Genomic DNA, 20525 nt, shown 5'->3' on the forward strand with positions numbered 1-20525 from the left:
TGCTTATTGCCGATATGCTAGTTCTTCTTAACGCCAGTTTAGAAGTAACTGTATGCGTAGCTTGCGTAGAAAAGCTAGTTCGTGAAGCCGGACATGGATCCACTTGCTCTCATAAGCTTTTTGCATGTGAAAATTTTATACTCCCTTAAAAAACAAAAAAACTAGGTATCTATACAGATACCTAGTAAATAGAATTATTTTTTGTTGGTTTCAAACAGCGGGCTAACTGGTTTGTTTTCGTGGATGCGCTTGATTGCATCACCCATCAACTCACCAACACTGATTTCATCAATCTTATCGATTTTACGTTCTTCAGATAAGTAGATTGAATCCGTTACGACTAAATGTTCGATCGCTGAATCTTGGATCCGTTGCATTGCTGGACCAGATAAAACAGGATGCGTACATGAAGCATAAACTTTTTTCGCGCCAGCTTCTTTTAAGGCATTGGCAGCTAAGGTAATCGTACCTGCTGTATCGATCATATCATCAATGATCACACATGTTTTGCCATCGACTTTCCCAATGATATTCATCACTTCAGCGACATTCGCTTTCGGACGACGTTTATCGATGATTGCGATTGGAGCTTTCAAGAATTCAGCTAATTTACGAGCACGCGTTACCCCACCATGGTCTGGTGAAACAACTACGACATCATCGCCGCAAATTTTTTGTTCTAAGAAATAATCGGCGATCAAAGGAGCACCCATTAAATGATCCACAGGGATATCAAAGAATCCTTGGATTTGAGAAGCGTGTAAATCTAAAGTTAATAGACGTGTTGCGCCAGCTTTTTCAATCATGTTGGCAACAAGTTTAGCAGTAATTGGTTCCCGTGCACGTGCTTTACGATCCTGACGGGCATAACCGTAGTAAGGCATTACGACGTTGATTGTTTTTGCACTCGCACGTTTCAAGGCATCGATCATAATCAAAAGTTCCATTAGATTATCATTTACCGGACTACTTGTTGACTGAACGACATAGACATGACAGCCGCGAATACTTTCTTCAATATTTACTTGAATTTCACCATCGCTAAATTGGGTTACAGAACTTTTTCCTAGTTCAACACCAACTTCTTCAGCGATTTTCTCAGCTAGGGGACGATTTGAATTCAAAGCAAAAATTTTCAATCTTGGATCAAAATAATGTTTCGACATGGGGACCTCCACTTTCTTTTTAAACGTACGCTACCGATTATATACCATTTCAAATAAAATACTAGTCATTTCCATTTAAGAAATCAAGAGAATTCCCTTAAAATGGCAAATGACTTGCATAACCTGCCTTGTTTACTTGGCGAGCTCGAGCGATTGCCATATCGCCTTCAGCAACATCATCCGTAATCGTTGAACCCGCTGCCGTCACACTGTTATCAGCAATGTTGACCGGCGCGATAATATTTGTGCTGGAACCGATGAAGACATGATCCCCCACATTGGTATGATGTTTGTTCTTACCATCGTAATTAACAAAAACAACTCCGCAGCCGACATTAATATCTTTGCCAAGTGTTGCATCTCCAACATACGTTAAGTGTCCAACTTTGGTATTTTCGCCAATTGTCGCCTTCTTAATTTCTACATAATTACCGATATGGGCATTTTCTCCAATATCTGCGTTTGGACGCAAATGTGCGTTTGGACCTACATCTGCATTTTTCCGTACGATCGCCTCTTCGATGACCGATGCGGTGATTTCCACCTTGTCTTCGATGGTGCTGTCAACGATTTTGGAGTGCGCACCAATAATACAATCGGAACCAATCACCGTATTTCCTTGAATTTGTACGCCTGGTTCAATGACTGTATCAGAACCAATTTCAATTCCCGCATCAATGTACGTCGTTGCTGGATCAATGAATGTCACACCATTGACCATATGTTGACGATTGATGCGACGACGCATGATTTCATTGGCATTCGCTAAAGCGATCCGGTCATTGACCCCCAGTGATTCTTCAAAATCTTCCGTTTGATACGCAGCAACCGTTTGATCGTTATTTTTCAAGATCTCAACGATATCTGTCAAATAGTATTCCCCTTGGGCATTGTTCGTTCCGATTTTTTCCAACGCCGCGAATAATTGTTCATTGTCGAAGCAATAGGTTCCCGTGTTGATTTCCTGCACCCGGGCTTCTTCTAGAGTTGCGTCCTTTTGTTCCACAATCTTTTCTACGATTCCCACATGATCGCGCAGAATACGGCCATAGCCGGTTGGATCTTCTGCATGTGCAGTCAAAATTGTTGCGCTGGCTTTTTTGCCTTGATGGTAATCGAATAGATTATTCAAGGTTTGCGTTGTAAGCAATGGTGTATCTCCACTGATCACTAACGTTGTGCCTTTTTTGCCTTTTAAGAACTCTGCCGCTTGCATGACGGCATGACCTGTTCCTAATTGTTCCGCTTGCAAAGCATACTCGCTACGATCGCCTAATTGTTCTTTGACCATTTCAGCACCGTGCCCTACAATCGTCACGATATCTGTTGGTTGCGTCTCAACCACCCGTTCAATAATGTGTTCCACCATTGGTTTTCCTGCCACAGGGTGTAAGACTTTGTATAGTTTTGATTTCATGCGAGTTCCCTTACCCGCTGCTAAAATAATCGCATAACGATTTTCCAAAAGAAGTCACTCCTCATTCGTAATAATGAAATAATACTAAAAAATATTCCCTCTAATTTGTATTTTCTTATATCGTTTTTCTCGCAAAAGCAAAACTGACATTCTCACTCATACTAGTGGAATAATTTGAATTCCGTAATCCATTTTACTAGCCAGACGCAAAAAAGGCTAGCTCATTAGACTCTCTCCAAGAAAAAATCTGGCGAGAGTCTTTAAAACCTAGCATTTTTATCCGCTATTTATCGAAGCAATTGCCTGGTACGACACTGATCGTTTTCGTACTAGTATCAACATCTTGCACAAATAGTAATGAATTGTAATCATCGATGGCGCGTTCGCCTTTGAATTTAGATTCCGCAAAGACTGTAATTCCCACAAGTTCTGCTTCAAACTCCTCGATCAGGCTCTTCATACCATTGACGGTTCCGCCGCCCTTCATAAAGTCATCTACAATTAAGACTTTTGAGCCGCGCTTCAAGCTGCGTTTTGACAGCTCCATTTTTTCAATACGTTCCGAAGAACCGGAAACATAGTTCACACTAACCGTTGAACCTTCTGTAATTTTTGAGTCGCGACGAACAATCACAAATGGCGCATTCAGATAATAAGAGACTGCTTGCGCGATCGGCACGCCTTTGGTTGCGACTGTCATGACTGCATCGACTTTTTTATCTAAATATTGCGCTGCGATAATCCGGCCAACTTTACGCAATAAGTCGGGTTGGCCCAACATGTCAGATAAATACACATACCCACCTGGCAATAAGCGATCTTCTTCAGACAAACGTTCAGCCAAAGACTCGATATATTCACGTGATTCCGCATCCGTAATACTCGGTGTAAAGACCACCCCGCCGGCTGCACCGGGAATCGTTTCTAGGAATCCTGTTCCTCGTTCTTTGAAGGTCTTCTTTACAATCGCTAAGTCTTCACTGATAGAAGATTTAGCTGAGCCATAGCGGGCCGCAAAAAAAGTCAATGGGATCAAGTCATGTGGATGATCCAACAAATATTGTGTCATGTCGATTAATCGTTCACTTCGACGCACTTTCACGTAATTCACTCCTATTTCGTATTAAAGTATTTTTTTCTCTAGGAAAAAAGGTTGATGCTCAACACGCATACCTTTTACTAATGGACGAAAATCCAAAGTAACGCAGGTATCCTATTTCACATAAGCTTTGATTCTCAACGCATGCCATCCTGTCACTCATTTTAATGTACAAGCAACGACTGACAGCCTATTCTGATTAATCGTTTCCCATTATAAGGGTTTAGACGATAAAATTCGAGCATTTTCTCGTTTTAAAGTCGAAAAGTTCGGAATTTATTAATTATTCCGCAAAAAAAGAGGAAAAGCTTTCGCTTTCCTCTATTTCTGCAACTGTTTTCGTTGAAGGAAGAATCGTAATTGACGGATTCCATTGATCACTAAGAACAATAAGATAAAGCCCAAAGTAATCGTCGCACCTGGCGGCGTATCTAAATAGTAGGAACCAGTCAAGCCACCGATCATTCCAACAAAACCAACCAAGACACTGACTAAGATCACGATATTGAAGCTTTTCCCTACCCGCATACCGATCGCCGCTGGTAGTACCATAATCGCTGAGATCAACAGAGCACCTGCGATCGGTATCATAATCGCGATTGCTACTCCGGTCACAACGTTAAAAATCATCGACATCATACGAACAGGTAAGCCATCTACCGCTGCGATATCCTCGTCAAAGGTTAATACATACATTGGACGCTTGAATAGCAAGAATAAAATGCCAACCAAAACAAATAGAATTCCTAGAAAAACCACCTGCTGCCAAGTGATCGTCACGATCGAGCCAAACAGATAGGATTGGATGCTGACCGCTGAACTGCCCGGAGCCAAACTCATTAATACCAGCGCGATTGCTAAGCCCGCGGCCATCAAGATTGCAATGGAAATCTCTGAATAAGAACTGTACATGTTCTGTAAATACTCCATGATAATCGCGGCAACGACTACGACTAACAACGTCGTACCTGTCGGATTTAAATTCAAGAAGAACCCTAACGCCACCCCTGCCAGCGAGACGTGAGACAAAGTATCCGCCATCAATGATTGACGGCGAATAACTAGAAAGACGCCCAGCATCGGTGCAATCCCTGCAATAAAGATAGCGGCTAGAAAGGCCCGTCTCATGAATTCATATGAAAGCAACGCCATTTTGAGTTCTCCTTTCGCACCAACCGAATGTGGCGATCAATGTATTTTTTTGTATCCTCATGATCATGGGTGATCATCAAGATACTCTTGCCATGAACATGAGCACTGTGCCGCAGCAGATTATAAAAATCATTGCGAGATTTTTCATCCATCCCTGTCGTCGGCTCATCTAAAATAAACAAATCAGGATCTTTCGCAAATAACCGCGCCAAACTGATTCGTTGTTTTTGTCCACCGGATAATTCGCCGACTTTTTTATGGCGCATGTTCCACATGTCTACCGATTCTAACGCTTTTTGTACGTGCTCATGATCGCGTTCAGTTAACTTTTTAAACCATTTTCCCTGCGGATAACGTCCAGATTCTACCAGCTCCAAGACCGTACTGGGAAATCCAGCGTTGAATGACGCCACTTGCTGGGGAATGTAGCCAATACTCAGCCTCTTGCCTTCAGCATTTTTCTTGGCAATCGTCACTTTCCCGCTGCTGGGCTTTAATAATCCTAATGTCGCTTTGATCAATGTCGATTTTGCGGCACCATTTTCTCCAGTCAAAATGACAAACTCGCCTGGGTCCACATGATAGGACACATTTTCTAAAACTGGTTCGTTGTCATAATAGAATGAAAGGTCTTCCACCTCGATATACGACATTTTTTTCGCTCCTTCTACTTAATACTCTCTTTCAATGCAGTCAGATTCTCCCGCATCACGGAAAGATAGTCTTCCCCTGCTTTGATTTGCTTATCTGTTAAGCTTTCTAACGGGTTCAATACTTCTAATTTTACACCGGTTTCTTTAGACAATGTTTCAGCAACTTTTGATGACGCATTTTCTTCAAAATAGATAACTTTAACTTGATTGTCATCAACATGATGCTTCAGTTCGCTCAATCGACTTGGTGAAGGTTCTTGATCAGGCGAAATCCCAGCAATCGCTTCTTGCGTTAAGCCATATTGTTTCGCCAAATAGCCAAAGGCCGCATGCTGTGTTACAAAAGTTTTGTTCTTCGCATCTTTAAATGCCGTTTGATATTCTTCATCCAACGCTTTTAGCTCGTCAATATAACTTGCCGCATTTTTTTCGAATGCCGCTTTGTCATCTGGGTATTTTTTACTCAACTGATCACGAATCGTTTCAACCTCTTTGATTGCCAAGGCAGGATCTAACCAGACATGCGGATCTAAATCATGGTCATGTCCATGTTCTTCGTGCTCTTCTGCATCATGATCATGAGCCTCTTCATGATCGTGCTCCGCACCGTCCATTAATTTGATGTCCTTAGACGCTTGAATAATCTCTGTTTTTTTCGTATCGATCGTATCCGTAAGATTATCTGTCCACGTTTCTAATTCAGGACTATTGTATACAAACACATCTGAATCTGAAATTTTTGCCAAGTCTTTGGCTGAGGGTTCAAAATCATGGGGTTCGGTACCTGCCGGAATCAGCAATTCCACATCGCCTTTATCTCCTACTACTTGTTTAGTGAACTCATACATTGGATAAAAAGTCGTCATCACCTGAATCTTGTCATTGGATGATGCTTCTTTTTTCTCTTGACCACCGCAAGCAGTCAGCAAAACTGATAGTACCACAGTTCCTAGTAAAAGTAGTCCTTTTTGCATCTTCATCTAACTAAACACCTTCTCTTCTCGTTTTAAGACAAAGATTAATTTAACAGATGTTTTTCTATCCGTCAACACAAAACGTAAAAATTACGATTTATACCGGAATAAGGTTGATAAACCGTAAAATAGATGACATTCCATTCATATGAAGACAAATACCTGTATCCGTTTCTATTTTTATTTTTTGTTATTTTAAACATTTGACTAAATAAAAAACGCATTTCCCAAAACCTGGAAAACACGTTTATTTCAACCCTTATCATTTTCTACTTCATCTGCGGCTATTTTAACGTGCGAACAAGATAAACCTCATCGCAAAAACCTTTCAACGCATTGAACACATGCTTGGCTCGTGAATACTTATGACACAACGCATAGACTGTTGGACCACTGCCGCTCATCATTGCAGCATCCGCACCATATTTCAACATACGATCCTTTAATTGCTGGATAATCGGATGCTTTTTAATCGTAACAACTTCCATTGAGTTGCCTAAATTTTCAGTCATCCTCTGATAATCATTTTCTTCAATTGCTGAGACTAATGCCGGGATATCCGGATGGTACAAATCCTCCATCACAATCTTAGCGAAAATCGTGCGTGTTGAGACACTCATCCGCGGTTTGACAACCACCACCCAACATTGGGGCATCGGCGCGATCGGTGTGACTTTTTCTCCAAAGCCTTCTACTAAAGAAGTTTGACCATAGACACAATAGGGAACATCTGAACCAACTTCCGCTCCCAGCCCAGCCAACTCTTCAACTGACAAGCCTAAATTCCATAAACGATTGACTGCCCGTAGAGCCGCAGCTGAATCTGTCGAACCGCCGCCGAGTCCAGCCGCCACTGGAATCTCTTTATGAATTTTGACCCGCAGGCCTTTTTTTATGTCAAAACGCTCCTTGACCAGCTCCAGCGCTTCGTAAACATGGTTCTTTTTATCCGTGGGTAAAAAAGCCTTATTGGTTTCAATGATAATTTTATCTTCTGGAATCTCTTCCAAATACAAACGATCCGCTAGATCAATGCTCGCCATGACCATCGCCAACTCATGCAAGCCATCCGGTCGTTTGCCTAAAATATCGAGGCCCAAGTTGATTTTCGCTGGGGCTTTCTCCATAATTTCCATTTTCTCACCCGTTCAAATTTTTCACTAGACGATTCTATCATAGCCCATACTAAATGTATAGATAATTCATTCTAGCATAGGCACCCTAAATTAGTTGAATAATTCCACCTGAACCCTTACCATTAAAGAGAGAGATAGGTTTGACAGGTAATTTATTATAAACTAGGAGGAATGTGGTATGAATCTACTGCCGAAAAATGATTGGTTTGGTGGAGAAGAATTAGTGGGCAAGCTGATGAACACGTTTTGGGATGACCGGAAAATGAATGTAGATATTCGCGATTTAGATGATCACTATGAAGTAAAAGCGGACCTGCCAGGTTTTGAAAAATCAGAAATTTCCGTGAACTATACTAATGAGATTCTTTCGATTGATGCCGAACACAGCAGCGAAAACGAATTCAAAGACGATGGTCGTTTTGTTCGCAGAGAACGTTCCAGCAGTGCCTATCATCGTCAATTCGTGGTAAAAAGTATCGATGATGAAAAAATCAGTGCGAAATTTGAAAATGGCGTACTCACTTTGAAGCTCCCTAGAACCGATTACGAAGAAAAGAAAGGCAAAGAAATCACGATCGATTAACCTTTGCCTGCATGAAAAAGACGAGCCCAGTTGCGGCTCGTCTTTTATAATTCGATCATTTCTTCTGAAATCGTCACGCCTTTATTTTTTCCGCGACCAATCAGAAATAGTAATTGCACAGCTGAGAATAAGAAGCTGCTGTCTTTCATATAGGCAAAATATCTTGGCCGCCAACGATCGACATAAACTGTTTTTTCTTCTGCCACCTGTTGGAAAGCATAGATCGAATGACCATACTTATAGATCAAATTCATGATCCGTTCACCTAAGAAGGCAAAGGATGTCTCCCCTACTTTCGCCAATGGGGCCATTCCTTGATACACTTCACAATAACCTTGTCTTTTCAATTCGTCCATTAAGTGTAACTTCAAAAATGTTGGCAGCTCACTCGGCACATCATTTCGGAAACGCAATAAATCAAAAGAGGCTCTTTCTTTGTTGACTGGCTGTTCGGTAATAAAGCCGACGATCCGATTTTGCGGATCACGAGCGATCCCAACATTGCTCTTTTCAATGTAGGAGCGGTCAAAGCGTCCAACAGAGAAACATTTTTCCTTCTCACCATTTAGCCATTCATCTGAAATTTCCTCCAGCTCATCGAAAACCTCTTCCGGTAACTTTTCAAAATAGATAAATTGATAGCCCTCATTGGTCAAACGTTTAAATTCGAAGCGGTCAGAGAAGACATCATGCTTATGGCGCGTGAAATCAGTGACCCCGGTCTCGCCGATCTTATCAAAATGAAAACCTAGATCATGCAGAAGCAATACATAGTCCTCCGAAATTTTATAAAATGCTAGCTGATAGCCCAGTTTATCGGCATGTTCCATAAAGGCAAACGTCGCTGCTTTCCATTTTTCAGGATTTCCCACAGGATCACCTAAGACAAAACACTTATTGGCTCGTACTTGAAAACCGAAAATATTTTGATCATTGCCGTTTTCTTGATAATAATAATATTGATACCCTGAGACCCGAAGATAGTGACTAGCCGGCGTGCCCCCATAACGATTAATCAAATAATTGAAGCGCTTCTCATCCCAAGCAGCACCTAACTTGGTCTCACTTTGCGTTAAGTATTGATATAAGATTGCCAAACACAGAATCGACAAGATCAAGCCAACTAATCCGGAGAACCAGATTTCTTCAGATGGAAAGGCAAAATACTTCGCTGATAAACGTTCAGTACTCCAAATTTGGCCGCTGTGATAACCTGCTACTGCATAGAAAATGAATAGCAAGCCAAACAAAATTCCGTCAAAAGCCAATGCGCCCCATGAATAAACGAACCGTTCGCGATAAAATTCTCGCCGCGACATCCAAACGATTAATAAAATCACCACATAAACGACGATTAAACGAACCGATGCCGTACGCGCTACCGTGTTGACGATCCCAAAGATTAATAATAAGATCGTGGGCCAAAAAGCTTTTTTCACTTTTTGCGAGATGCCTCGAGCAAAGCCCAAAAGTAAGAAACCAATCAATAAGTTCAATGTCTGATCTAGAAAATCGAAAGAGAACGGCAGCAACACTTGGAATAAGCGGCTGATATTTGACAAATTGGTCAACGTAGATAACAGGATCATCATGATTCCTGCAAAGTAAACGGCACTAACCATAATGACGTGGGCAACTTTTTGAGAAAGCACACGCGGTAAATTGTCAAAGTAGCGATTCATTTTAACACTGGTATTGGTTAAAAAGATTACGATACCTGTGACAAATGGAACTAGATAATAAAAGATCCGGTAGAACAAGATCCAGACTACCGCTGTGCTTTGATTCAATCCAAGATGTCCCAGTCCTAGAATCATCATTACGTCAAAGGTTCCCGCTCCTCCGGGTACCATCGTCAGCATTCCTAAGCCTGTCGCAATCACAAACATCGGGTAGATATCCCCGATATTCAATTTCGTGCCCATCAGGTAGCCGACCATTAGGAAAACCAGCAGAGCTCCCAACCATTGACCTAAGGAAGCCAGAAATAATTCAAAAATTTGTTTCAAACGAAATTCTTTAAAGATCGTCCTTCGGCGTGCATAGACAAAGCCAAACAGGATTGGTGCATAGGCTCCCCCCGCTAGTAACCAAAAGCGATAACGGACAAAGGGATTTTGTGTTCGAAAGAAGATCAGATCCAAAGAGGTCACGAACGCCATGATCGAAAGCCCCGCCAACATAAAGATGGCGATCTTGGAAATCACAGCCAATACTTTTTTCTTCTCCATTCCTTTTCCATAAAAACTTGACCGCAAACTCACTCCTACTACCCCACCAAAACCGGCTAAATTATTGATCGTATTGGTGGTCCAAGCAGAAACCAGCCACTCTCTAAAATTCATGCGGGGGCGCCCCGCTGCTTCAAGTGTCGTGATCGCTACATGATCGTATAAAAGCATGGGCAGAACTCCGCATAGGCCGATCCCCAACATACCTAATAATTCGATTTGTTCTTGTTGTTTGATCGTTTGCCAAACAGTCTGCCAGCTCATCCCATGGGCGATATTTTTCACTTGATTCGCTACGAAAAATAAGACGACCCCGAAGAAGATGATTTTGAGCAAGGTGGCATGCCGTTTGAACCAGCGGCTGATAGTCGTCATCCTACTACTCCCATTCTTTCTTTTCTTGTACTCTATTTTAAATGAATTCTTGTTATGAAGCTATCCTTTTAAATTTATGATTCCCTTAAAAAAGGAATTGTTATTTGATTCGGTGAGAAATGAACCTGTTTTCGTGCGTATACCATCCAACTATCGACTTCTTTTAATATCAAGTTTAAATAATTTAATATCTATGATCCACCTTTGAATGACTGCAAAAAGTTGGAGTGGCAAAAACAAAAAAGCCTCGTAAAGAGGCTTTTTGTTATTTTGCATAATCGGTTGCACGTGTTTCACGAATCACGACGACTTTGATATGTCCTGGGTAGTCCAGTTCGTCTTCGATCTTGCGACGGATGTCGCGAACTAAACGAACAGAATCTAAATCAGAGATTTCTTCTGGTTTGACCATGACACGTACTTCACGTCCGGCTTGAACGGCGAAGCTTGAATCAACACCATCAAAACTATTGGAAATATTTTCCAAGTTTTCTAGACGACGGATATAGTTTTCTAATGATTCGCTTCGTGCACCTGGTCTAGCAGCTGATACTGCGTCAGCCGCGGCTACTAAAACAGAAATCACTGAGGTTGCTTCCGTATCTCCATGGTGAGAGGCGATCGCGTTGATTACGACTGGATTTTCACGATATTTAGCGGCAAGTTCTGCGCCGATCTCGACGTGGGATCCTTCGATCTCATGGTCTAACGCTTTACCGATATCATGAAGCAAGCCTGCGCGTTGCGCTAACTGAACATTTTCGCCTAGCTCTGCAGCTAGAACGCCGGTCAATTTGGCAACTTCGATCGAGTGATTTAAGACATTTTGACCATAGCTGGTTCTGAAATGCAAACGTCCCAAAATCTTAATCAAATCTGGATGCAGGGTATGAGCACCAACTTCAAAGGCTGCTTGTTCCCCGTATTCGCGAATACGTTCATCCATTTCTTTGCGAGATTTTTCAACCATTTCTTCGATCCGAGCCGGATGAATCCGACCATCCTGAATCAATTTCTCTAACGTCATCCGGGCGATTTCCCGTCTGATTGGATCAAAACCGGATAAAACGACTGCTTCTGGCGTATCATCAATAATCAGATCAATACCTGTCAGTGTTTCCAACGTCCGAATATTCCGGCCCTCACGTCCAATGATGCGACCTTTCATCTCATCATTTGGCAACGTCACTACCGAAACAGTCGTTTCAGAAACAGCGTCGGCACCGCAACGTTGAATCGCCATCGCCAATAGATTTTTCGCTTTGCGATCAGCTTCTTCTTTGGCACGTTGTTCAGATTCCTTGACCATAACCGTTAACTCATGGTTCAATTCCTCTTCGGTCGTCTTCATAATTACTTCTTTCGCTTCATCTCTCGTTAAAGAAGCAACTTGTTCCAATTTTGTTTGTTGTTCATTAATCAGTTGTTCTACATCTTTTTCTCGCTCGTCAATTAATTGCTGTCTAGCACTGATTTTTGTTTCTTTTTCTTCCAGTGAGTGCTCACGCTTCTCTAGAGAATCATCTTTACGATCTAAAGTCTGTTCTCTTTGAAGCAAGCGATTTTCTTGTGATTTTAACTCTTGTCTGCTTTCTTTCAACTCACTTTCAACTTGTGCGCGATACTGCTGGTTTTCTTCCTTGGCTTCCAACAAAGCTTCTTTCTTCAAGGTCTCCGCTTCTTTATTAGCATGCGTAATGATCCCTCTTGCTGTGTTTTGTGCCCCATCAATTTCTTTTTCATGGCGTGATTTCGCTACCATGAAACCCAAACCAAGACCGACAATTAAACCGATGATAGCGAGGAGAATAGGAACTAACATTAAATCCACCTCCGTACTATCTTATTTACCTATCTGTAGTTTTTTGATAAACGAATGTCAAATTATCAATATGCCTACTTGCATATGTGTGAGTGTCACACAACTTTATTCTAATGTTTGTCCGATAGCGTGTCAACTTTATTTATCTTTTGTCAGACGAAGCAGTAAAGCGCTTCGATTCCCTCTAAAATAAGGCACAAAAAAACACTAATGACCAGGCAAATCCCCACTGTCATTAGTGTCGCTTTGTTTTTTATTCGTCTAAAGGCAATTCTTCTTGACCTGCTTCTTCAGCATCAGTCACATCGCCTTCTTCTCCAATGCCGTAAGCTGCGCGGACACGTGTTGCAACTTCTGCCATCATCTCTGGATGATCAGCCAGATATTTCTTGGCATTTTCACGCCCTTGACCGATCCGATCTTCTTTGTAGCCGTACCAAGCACCGCTCTTATCGATGATGTCTTGTTCAACAGCCATATCCAGCAGTTCACCTTCTTGCGAGATCCCGAAGCCGTACATAATGTCGACCTCAGCCACTTTGAATGGTGGCGCAACTTTGTTTTTAACGACTTTGATCTTCGTACGGTTACCAACAATATCTGTACCGTTTTTCAATTGTTCCGCACGGCGCACTTCTAAACGGACCGTTGCGTAGAATTTCAATGCACGTCCACCAGGTGTTGTTTCCGGATTACCGAACATAACGCCGACTTTTTCACGAATTTGGTTGATAAAGACCGCGATCGTCTTCGTTTTATTGATCGATCCTGATAGTTTACGTAATGCTTGCGACATCAAACGAGCTTGCAAACCTACGTGAGCGTCACCCATTTCACCATCAATTTCGGCCCGAGGTACTAACGCTGCTACTGAGTCGATAACGATGATATCAACCGCACCACTCGAAACCAAGGCATCCGCAATTTCTAACCCTTGTTCACCAGTATCTGGTTGTGATAATAGTAATTCATCGATATTTACGCCTAAACGAGCTGCATATTGAGGATCTAACGCATGCTCAGCATCAATAAAGGCTGCTGTTCCGCCATGTTTTTGAACTTCTGCGATGGCGTGCAATGCAACTGTTGTTTTACCAGAACTTTCTGGACCGTATACTTCAATGATCCGTCCACGAGGGTATCCGCCAACACCTAGCGCAACGTCCAATGCCAAAGAGCCGCTTGGAATCGTTGAGATTTGTTGATCGACCTTTTCCCCTAATTTCATGATCGAGCCTTTACCGTAATTCTTTTCAATCTTCTTCATTGCAGCGTCTAAGGCTGCTTTGCGATCATTTGCCAATAGCTGATCCTCCCTATTTCCTATAATCAATATGCTTCCACATCATTATTGCTTTTTCAATATCCCTAGTTTATCGGTTTGAAATCAAAAAAGCAAGCAAAAAACGAACAAACATTCGCATTTTTAATTTTTGTTTAGAATTGCGCGGCGCACCATGTCTAAGCCCTTCATCACTGAGCTGTGACGGACATACGCACGGTCACGTGTAAAATGGTTTTCGCTGATAAGCGTCTCACCGTTCTTTTGAGCCAACGCGATATATACGGTTCCTTTGGGTTTGCCTTCTAGTTCATCTGGACCCGCAACACCTGTAAAGGACAAGGCAAAATCTGTTCCTGCTAAACGCAGCGCTGCTTCTGCCATTTCCTTCGCACACTCTTCACTAACAACCCCCACACGTTCTAAAAGCGCTGAATCGATGCCTAAGAAGCTTGCTTTGGTTGCCTTGGAATAAGTAACAAATCCGCCAGGAAACACCTCAGAGACGCCAGGAATCGTTCCTAATGTCGCTTGGAATTCGCCAGCAGTCAAGCTTTCTGCTGCTGTAATAGTTAAATTCTTTTCCTTCAACAAATCTACTACGACTTCGACCAAACTATTTTCTTCGCCGTAGCCATAGAAGAACTCACCGACTTTCGCCAGAATCTCCGCTTCTGTCTGATCTAACAAGGCATTGGCTGAGACTTCATCTTCAGTCTTCGCCGTGATGCGTAAAGTTACCTCATTTGGCTTCGCATAAGGAGCGATCGTCGGATTTGATTGATGTTCGATCATCTCTGCCAGATCGGTCACTAGTTTGGATTCGCCGATACCAAAGAAACGCAGTACTCGGGAAGTCAATTTTTCTGAAGTCGGAAATTCCTTTTCCAATAATGGACGGGCTTGTTCTAAGAACATTGGCTTCAACTCACTTGGTGGTCCAGGCAAAAGAATGTAATTGTTCTTTTCGCCTTTATACAAACAGCCAATCGCTAATCCTGTGCGGTTCGGCAATGGGATACCCTCTTGTAACGTTTCGACTTGTCGTAAATTATTCGGTGTCATGGTACTTTGACGCTGCGCGAAAAAGCTGTTTAATGCTTCTAGTCCTTCCTGATTTTGGACTAGCGGTACGCCCACATGATCAGCTAGAACATTTTTGGTTAGATCATCATCCGTTGGTCCTAATCCCCCGCACAAGATGATCAGGTCACTGCGAGTATCTGCCAGTTGAAGCAATTCCTCTAATCGTTGCGGGTTATCACCTACAACCGTGTGAAAATACACCTCGATTCCCATATCTGCTAGTTTTTCTGACAAGAATGTCGCATTGGTATTCACGACTTGTCCCAATAAAAGTTCTGTTCCTACAGCGATAATTTCTGCTCTCATTTGTTCCTCTTCTTTCTAAGATACGCCATTTTTCCTCAACTATAACAGAAAAAACGATCAGAACGATAGATTTTCATACCGTACTGATCGTTTTCTTACATTGATCCTTTAAAGATCGCAGTGTTTTTAGCAAAGTAGTCATAGCCTGAATAGACAGTGAAGAATAAGCAGACATACAACATGATTTGATCCATTGGAATACCGATAAAGTTAAAAGGTACATTGTTTAGATATAGTAGGACGATTCCCACCATTTGTGTCGTCGTCTTGATTTTTCCTGGCATGGCCGCCGCCATCACGCCACCGCCTTGTTCGACGATCAGCAGGCGTAATCCTGTCACCGCTAACTCGCGACAAACAATAATAGCAATTACCCAAGAAGGTGCTTTGCCTTGCTCAACTAGAATAATAAAGGCTGTCATTACAAGCATTTTATCCGCTAACGGATCGGCAAATTTCCCAAAATTGGTGACCAAGCCATCGCGCCGAGCGATCTTGCCGTCCAAATGATCAGTATAGCTGGCAATTGCGAAAATGATTGCTCCTACTAACTGTGTGACGGCTAAGCTGGTATCTCCAACTTGCAGCGTCCCCCAATCCCACGGGGCTAGAACAACGACCATAAACAATGGGATCATAAAGATCCGGATGACAGTCAATTTATTTGGTAAATTCATTGTTGATTCCTCCTAATTCGATTTAAGTACGCGGCTAAGATGCATAGGCGATATTCAATGTCACGTTCTTTTGTAATAACGACTCTCCCGGTTGGAAGTCAAGAACCTGATCGTTGACTTTGATCTCAGCGTATTTTGCCATACCAATCGTAATGATTGCTTGAGCAGTATCAGCCGCTAATTCGGTGGTCTCTGTTTCTCCTGGATTCAATGTTTTCTCATAGGTCCAAGCTTCGTTGACCCGTACGCCGATCCAGACGCGTTCTTTAGCAGTGAAGGTGATTTTTAACGGTTTCTCTGCCTGATCAACTTTCATCGTTGCTGCATTTGTCGTGTTGTTTTCCATCGCAAGTGCCATTTTTGGTTTCTCTGGTTTTTTTGATGATTCCGTCGTTGGTTTTGGTTGTGACGACGAAACCTTTTCAGGTGCTGATGAAGAGTCATCTGAACGTTCGACTTGAACAGAACTATTTTCCGGAATAATTGCAGTTTCTTGGTGATCCAGCCAAGTCATGTACCCTACTACCGAGATAATTGCCAATGCCACCAACCCTAAGAGAACCATAGGAAGCGTTGCTCTAAAACGGGCCCGAGTGGGACTTTCAGCATGTTTATTTTTTCTCAGCCCATCGACGGTTTCCAGCTCAGGATACGTCGGCAACGGCCGATCCTTCCCATCCAATACATCGAGCAAATGATTGCCGTCAAGTTTTACCTCATCAGCATATTGTCGAATAAACGTCCGCAAATAATAATCGCTGGGCAGCTCTTGAAAATCATTTTCTTCAATCGCCAGCAAATAACGTTTTTGGATTTTGGTGCGTTGCTGCAGCTCATCTAAACTAATTTTTTTATCGATACGGGCTTTGCGTAACGTTTCTCCAATATTAATACTAGCCACTTGATTCTCTACCCCTAATTCGTAATTATGGAACGATATACGTTCCGATTTTATTCCATCCAGCCGCCGGCGACAGGTAAAACGATGCCGGTTGTATAGCTGGCTTCTTTTGAAAATAAATATGTGCAGGCTGCCGCGATCTCTATTGGGTCAGCCAAACGACCTAAGGGAATCTCCGCTTTTAATTCTGCTAACTCATGCGGATTCCAATTATTATTCATTTTAGTTTGAACAGCTCCTGGTGCTACCACGTTAACTGTAATCCCTAAAGTCGCAACTTCCTTCGCATACGCTTTTGCAAAGGCTTCTTGCGCGCCTTTTACCGCGCTGTAAACCGTCTCCATACTGCTGCCGCGATGGCCATAGACTGAGCCGATAAATACGACGCGTCCATTACTGTTCTGGGCCAATTTCTCCTGTAGCCCCTGTAGCAGGAGCAGCGGTGTCTTCAAATGGACCTGCCATAAGGCTTCCATTTGATCGGCTTTTGTTTCTGGAAACAACTCATAAAAAGTAAATCCTGAAGCAAAGACGATTCCGTCTACTTGGAATAATTGGTCTAGGAAGTTAGGAATCTCCGCTTCCTTCAACATGTCTAAGGATACCATAAAAAAATCTTGCTGAGGATAACGTTTCTGTAAGTCTGAAACGAAATTTAAAACTTTTTCTTTTTGCTGATTATAGTGGCAGTAGAGAGACCAGCCTTGCCCCGCCAATTTTTCGCAAACCGCTTGACCGATATCTCCACTGGCACCCATTACTAAAGCATAAGGCATTTGATGTCTCCTATTTCATCTGAATATATGGCTTTTTGTAACCTAAAATCTCAAAAAAACTCTGCTAATCTAATCCGAGTAAGATTAGCAGACTGATTAACTGCGTAAAGCTAACTAACAATTTACGAATCTAGAGAAGCTTATTCATCCTTTTCCATATAAAAACGAGTGAAGCCCTCTTCTTTTATAAATAGTTTCCCGGCTTCCAAAACATCAGCTAGTTCGATTTCTTGGATGATTTCCGGCATATCGAATAAGGTCCATTCCCCAAATAAGGATTGCGTGAATTGATTGGCAACATATTCGAGTGAATTTAGTGATTGGAAATATTTGCCTAGCATTTTTTTCTTCAGTAAAACGAGATTTTTCTCGTTGACCTCTGGATCACTGTCGAAATGCAGCAAAATCTCCGTTAAACGATCTGCCAGTTTTTGCGGTTCTTCGCTGTCGCCACCGAAGTCCGCAAAATAGAAGCTGCGATCTAGTGAAAATTCATAGCCGAAGCTATCATCCAACAAGCCTTCATTGTATAAGCGCAAATAATTCTGCGATGTGGTCCCAACAAGCATTTGGAATAGCAGGTCCATCGAAACCTTGAAGATTAGACGCTCTTTATCGTCAGCCGGCAACTCAGCTAACCCTTTGACTCCAACGATGGCTTTTGGCATCGTAATCGGCATTTTTTCTTCGCTTAGCCTGATGATTTCATCTGGTGTTTCTGCCGGGAAACGACGCAGAATCGGTTCTGGAGCTTCAAATGTTTTCGTAGCTTGATTTTCACGAATGAACTCCATTAAAGCTTCAGGCTCCAAATTTCCTACAACAAACAACGTCATGTTGCTTGGATGATAGAACGTATTGTAGCACGTATACAGATCCTCAGCCGTGATCTCAGCGATCGAATCGATCGTTCCCGCGATATCGATATGCAGCGGATGTTTTGGATACATATTTTTAAGAATCGCGAAAAACTGCTGCCAGCTTGGATCATCCTGATACATTTGGATCTCTTGACCAATGATCCCCTGCTCTTTTTGCACAGATTCTTCGGTAAAATAAGGCTCTTGAACAAAATCCAGTAAGGTTGCCAAGTTTAATTCCAGCTGATCTGTAGTAGAAAACAGGTAGCTGGTCCGAGTGAAGCTCGTGAAGGCATTTGCTGAGGCTCCTTGTTCACCAAATTTTTGGAAAACATCCCCATCTTCTTTTTCGAACATCTTGTGTTCTAAAAAGTGGGCAATTCCGTCAGGAACTTTGATGTAGTCGGTACCACCACGAGGGACAAACTCATTGTCGATCGATCCATAATTCGTGCTGAATAGACCGTATGTCTTGTGATACCCTGCTTTCGGCAGCAAGTAGACCGTTAAGCCGTTTGGTAATACCTCTTTATATAAGGTCTCATTGATTTTTTGATATGCTAATTTATCCATTCTGCTGCCCTCCATCTAAGAAGAAGATCGCTTGCAGACGAATTTTCTTCGCGACTTTTTGGACATCTTTCGGTGTCACCGCCGCCAAGCGCCTCAGCCATTCTTCGTCTGTTAGTTTACTTTGCGGCAGCCATTGCGCCAAGTAAGTCGTCTCGATCGTATTTTGCATGCTGTCCAAGCCCAGTAAATAATGATTTTTCAACATCGCTTTGGTTTGCTGGAAAGCCAACTCTGTAAAATTGCCCGCCTGCAGCTCCAACAGCTGTTCATTAATCAAATGCAAGACCTTTTCTCGGTTATCACTGTTGATCCCCGTCTGCACCTGTAAATACCCACGGAAAGTATCGAATGAGCTGGATGCATAATATGCCAAGCTCGCTTTTTCCCGTACATTCATAAAGAGTTTCGAATGGGGAAATCCGCCGAACAAACCGTTGAAAACTAACAAAGCAAAACGATCAATATCTTCATAGTAAATATCCGTGGCATAGGCAAGGTTCAGCTTTCCTTGTGTCACAGTTTCCTGTACTTGCTGTTCCCGAATCACATTGTCATTGACTTGATAATAGTAGATCGCTGGGAAGCTTTCTTCGCGATCTGTAAAAGGCAGCTGCTTGAATAATTCTGTCATTTCGGCTTCTTCTACATCCCCGATCACAAACAGGTCGACTTGATCTTGTGTAATCATCTCGTGATAATAAGCTGCCAGCCCTTCATTTGTCTCACCTTCCAAATCTGCAACCGTCCCAAAGCTTGGGAATTTTTGCGCTTCGTCTGTGAAATAGGTCTCTTTGATCTTTAAGGAGGCCATCGTCTGCTTGTCCTCATGCAAAGTTTCGATATAGCTTTGCAGATTTTCTTTTTCCAATTGGAACGTTTGTTCATCAAATTTTCCATCGTGGATATTTGGATAGAATAACACTTCCCTCAAAAAATCCATTGCTGAAGGTAAAAGGGTCGGATCATTCACATATTTTCCATTAACGACGCCAAGACCGATGTCCATCCAATGTAGGTTTCCTTTGCGTCCAACATTTAGACCAAAGCTGGCACCATAAAGCTCCGCCAATTGTCCACTTAATTTGGTCTGGTCGGAATAGCGCAAAGAATTGGTCTCCAACAGGTTCGCCAAAAGTGCTCGTTTAGTCATAATTTCTTTGGTTAAACGGGTGGTAAATCGCCCGTAGATTTGAATCGTTTTGTATTTTTTGGTCGCGATCACGTGCAGACGCACGCCTTTTTTTAATTCGATCATCGCTAAGCTCCTTTGTCTTATCATTAAGGCTAATTATAGCACAGGCACTGCCTAAGGACTGAAATCAACCTTAGCCGACAGTTTGTTTTATTTCAAATTTTTTTCTTCTTTCGCTATACTGAAATTAGAGGTAGCTTAGAGAATGCCGGCTTTGCTCATTTGACTTAATCTGTGAGTAGAAACAGTTAGTAGCTTGGCATA

The 20525-nt window shown here is 42.3% G+C and carries 17 protein-coding genes; 1 reads left to right on the forward strand and 16 read right to left on the reverse strand.

Going from position 1 to position 20525, the window contains the following annotated elements:
* Nucleotides 1-194: 194 nt before the first annotated feature.
* From E6139_RS20885 to ispE, 7 genes are all read right to left on the reverse strand, one after another.
* Complete coding sequence (locus tag E6139_RS20885; RefSeq protein ID WP_316405473.1) at nt 195-1166, reverse strand: ribose-phosphate diphosphokinase; 972 nt, start codon at nt 1164-1166, stop codon at nt 195-197.
* 97 nt (nt 1167-1263) lie between these two features.
* A complete protein-coding gene (gene glmU / locus E6139_RS20890; protein WP_316405474.1) occupies nt 1264-2631 on the reverse strand; it encodes a bifunctional UDP-N-acetylglucosamine diphosphorylase/glucosamine-1-phosphate N-acetyltransferase GlmU in 1368 nt (455 codons plus the stop codon).
* Between the two features lie 235 nt (nt 2632-2866).
* Entirely contained in the window at nt 2867-3685 is an 819-nt protein-coding gene (gene purR / locus E6139_RS20895; protein WP_316405475.1) for a pur operon repressor, read from the reverse strand.
* A 318-nt stretch (nt 3686-4003) separates the two neighbouring features.
* Nucleotides 4004-4834: a metal ABC transporter permease gene (locus E6139_RS20900; RefSeq protein WP_316405476.1), complete on the reverse strand. Its 831-nt coding sequence runs from the start codon at nt 4832-4834 to the stop codon at nt 4004-4006.
* A complete protein-coding gene (locus tag E6139_RS20905) occupies nt 4807-5487 on the reverse strand; it encodes a metal ABC transporter ATP-binding protein (RefSeq protein WP_316405477.1) in 681 nt (226 codons plus the stop codon). The genes E6139_RS20900 and E6139_RS20905 overlap by 28 nt, the downstream gene beginning before the upstream one ends.
* A gap of 14 nt (nt 5488-5501) precedes the next feature.
* Nucleotides 5502-6467: a metal ABC transporter substrate-binding protein gene (locus tag E6139_RS20910; RefSeq protein ID WP_316405478.1), complete on the reverse strand. Its 966-nt coding sequence runs from the start codon at nt 6465-6467 to the stop codon at nt 5502-5504.
* A 278-nt stretch (nt 6468-6745) separates the two neighbouring features.
* Nucleotides 6746-7597: a 4-(cytidine 5'-diphospho)-2-C-methyl-D-erythritol kinase gene (gene ispE, locus E6139_RS20915; protein ID WP_316405479.1), complete on the reverse strand. Its 852-nt coding sequence runs from the start codon at nt 7595-7597 to the stop codon at nt 6746-6748.
* Between the two features lie 178 nt (nt 7598-7775).
* Between ispE and E6139_RS20920 the strand changes: the two genes are divergently transcribed.
* Nucleotides 7776-8180 carry an Hsp20/alpha crystallin family protein gene (locus E6139_RS20920; protein ID WP_316405480.1) on the forward strand — a complete coding sequence of 135 codons (405 nt, stop codon included), beginning with the start codon at nt 7776-7778 and terminating at the stop codon, nt 8178-8180.
* 44 nt (nt 8181-8224) lie between these two features.
* Here E6139_RS20920 and mprF read toward each other — a convergent pair whose 3' ends face one another.
* From mprF to yfmF, 9 genes are all read right to left on the reverse strand, one after another.
* A complete protein-coding gene (gene mprF / locus E6139_RS20925; protein WP_316405481.1) occupies nt 8225-10786 on the reverse strand; it encodes a bifunctional lysylphosphatidylglycerol flippase/synthetase MprF in 2562 nt (853 codons plus the stop codon).
* A gap of 265 nt (nt 10787-11051) precedes the next feature.
* Nucleotides 11052-12608: a ribonuclease Y gene (gene rny / locus E6139_RS20930; protein ID WP_316405482.1), complete on the reverse strand. Its 1557-nt coding sequence runs from the start codon at nt 12606-12608 to the stop codon at nt 11052-11054.
* Between the two features lie 253 nt (nt 12609-12861).
* Entirely contained in the window at nt 12862-13911 is a 1050-nt protein-coding gene (gene recA, locus E6139_RS20935) for a recombinase RecA (protein WP_316405483.1), read from the reverse strand.
* Nucleotides 13912-14034: 123 nt separating this feature from the next.
* Nucleotides 14035-15282 (reverse strand): competence/damage-inducible protein A, encoded by a 1248-nt coding sequence (locus tag E6139_RS20940; RefSeq protein ID WP_316405484.1) that lies wholly within the window; start codon nt 15280-15282, stop codon nt 14035-14037.
* 95 nt (nt 15283-15377) lie between these two features.
* Entirely contained in the window at nt 15378-15959 is a 582-nt protein-coding gene (pgsA, locus tag E6139_RS20945) for a CDP-diacylglycerol--glycerol-3-phosphate 3-phosphatidyltransferase (RefSeq protein ID WP_316405485.1), read from the reverse strand.
* 34 nt (nt 15960-15993) lie between these two features.
* Nucleotides 15994-16860 (reverse strand): RodZ domain-containing protein, encoded by an 867-nt coding sequence (locus E6139_RS20950; RefSeq protein WP_316405486.1) that lies wholly within the window; start codon nt 16858-16860, stop codon nt 15994-15996.
* Nucleotides 16861-16910: 50 nt separating this feature from the next.
* Nucleotides 16911-17636 (reverse strand): elongation factor P 5-aminopentanone reductase, encoded by a 726-nt coding sequence (gene ymfI, locus E6139_RS20955; protein WP_316405487.1) that lies wholly within the window; start codon nt 17634-17636, stop codon nt 16911-16913.
* A 140-nt stretch (nt 17637-17776) separates the two neighbouring features.
* Nucleotides 17777-19069 carry an EF-P 5-aminopentanol modification-associated protein YfmH gene (yfmH, locus tag E6139_RS20960; RefSeq protein ID WP_316405488.1) on the reverse strand — a complete coding sequence of 431 codons (1293 nt, stop codon included), beginning with the start codon at nt 19067-19069 and terminating at the stop codon, nt 17777-17779.
* Nucleotides 19062-20324, reverse strand: coding sequence for an EF-P 5-aminopentanol modification-associated protein YfmF (gene yfmF / locus E6139_RS20965; protein WP_316405489.1), 1263 nt, complete (start codon nt 20322-20324; stop codon nt 19062-19064). Before yfmF ends, yfmH begins: the two co-directional genes overlap by 8 nt.
* Nucleotides 20325-20525: the final 201 nt, after the last annotated feature.

It is taken from the genome of Enterococcus sp., assembly GCF_032555305.1.
GTDB lineage: Bacteria > Bacillota > Bacilli > Lactobacillales > Enterococcaceae > Enterococcus_A.

Excerpts from the sequence above, each read along its gene's own strand:
- ymfI (WP_316405487.1), bottom strand. The coding sequence starts at position 17,636 with ATGCCTTATGCTTTAGTAATGGGTGCCAGTGGAGATATCGGTCAAGCG.
- E6139_RS20940 (WP_316405484.1), bottom strand. The coding sequence starts at position 15,282 with ATGAGAGCAGAAATTATCGCTGTAGGAACAGAACTTTTATTGGGACAA.
- E6139_RS20910 (WP_316405478.1), bottom strand. The coding sequence starts at position 6,467 with ATGAAGATGCAAAAAGGACTACTTTTACTAGGAACTGTGGTACTATCA.
- E6139_RS20905 (WP_316405477.1), bottom strand. The coding sequence starts at position 5,487 with ATGTCGTATATCGAGGTGGAAGACCTTTCATTCTATTATGACAACGAA.
- E6139_RS20900 (WP_316405476.1), bottom strand. The coding sequence starts at position 4,834 with ATGGCGTTGCTTTCATATGAATTCATGAGACGGGCCTTTCTAGCCGCT.
- E6139_RS20920 (WP_316405480.1), top strand. The coding sequence starts at position 7,776 with ATGAATCTACTGCCGAAAAATGATTGGTTTGGTGGAGAAGAATTAGTG.
- yfmF (WP_316405489.1), bottom strand. The coding sequence starts at position 20,324 with ATGATCGAATTAAAAAAAGGCGTGCGTCTGCACGTGATCGCGACCAAA.
- mprF (WP_316405481.1), bottom strand. The coding sequence starts at position 10,786 with ATGACGACTATCAGCCGCTGGTTCAAACGGCATGCCACCTTGCTCAAA.
- E6139_RS20885 (WP_316405473.1), bottom strand. The coding sequence starts at position 1,166 with ATGTCGAAACATTATTTTGATCCAAGATTGAAAATTTTTGCTTTGAAT.
- rny (WP_316405482.1), bottom strand. The coding sequence starts at position 12,608 with ATGTTAGTTCCTATTCTCCTCGCTATCATCGGTTTAATTGTCGGTCTT.
- pgsA (WP_316405485.1), bottom strand. The coding sequence starts at position 15,959 with ATGAATTTACCAAATAAATTGACTGTCATCCGGATCTTTATGATCCCA.
- yfmH (WP_316405488.1), bottom strand. The coding sequence starts at position 19,069 with ATGGATAAATTAGCATATCAAAAAATCAATGAGACCTTATATAAAGAG.
- ispE (WP_316405479.1), bottom strand. The coding sequence starts at position 7,597 with ATGGAAATTATGGAGAAAGCCCCAGCGAAAATCAACTTGGGCCTCGAT.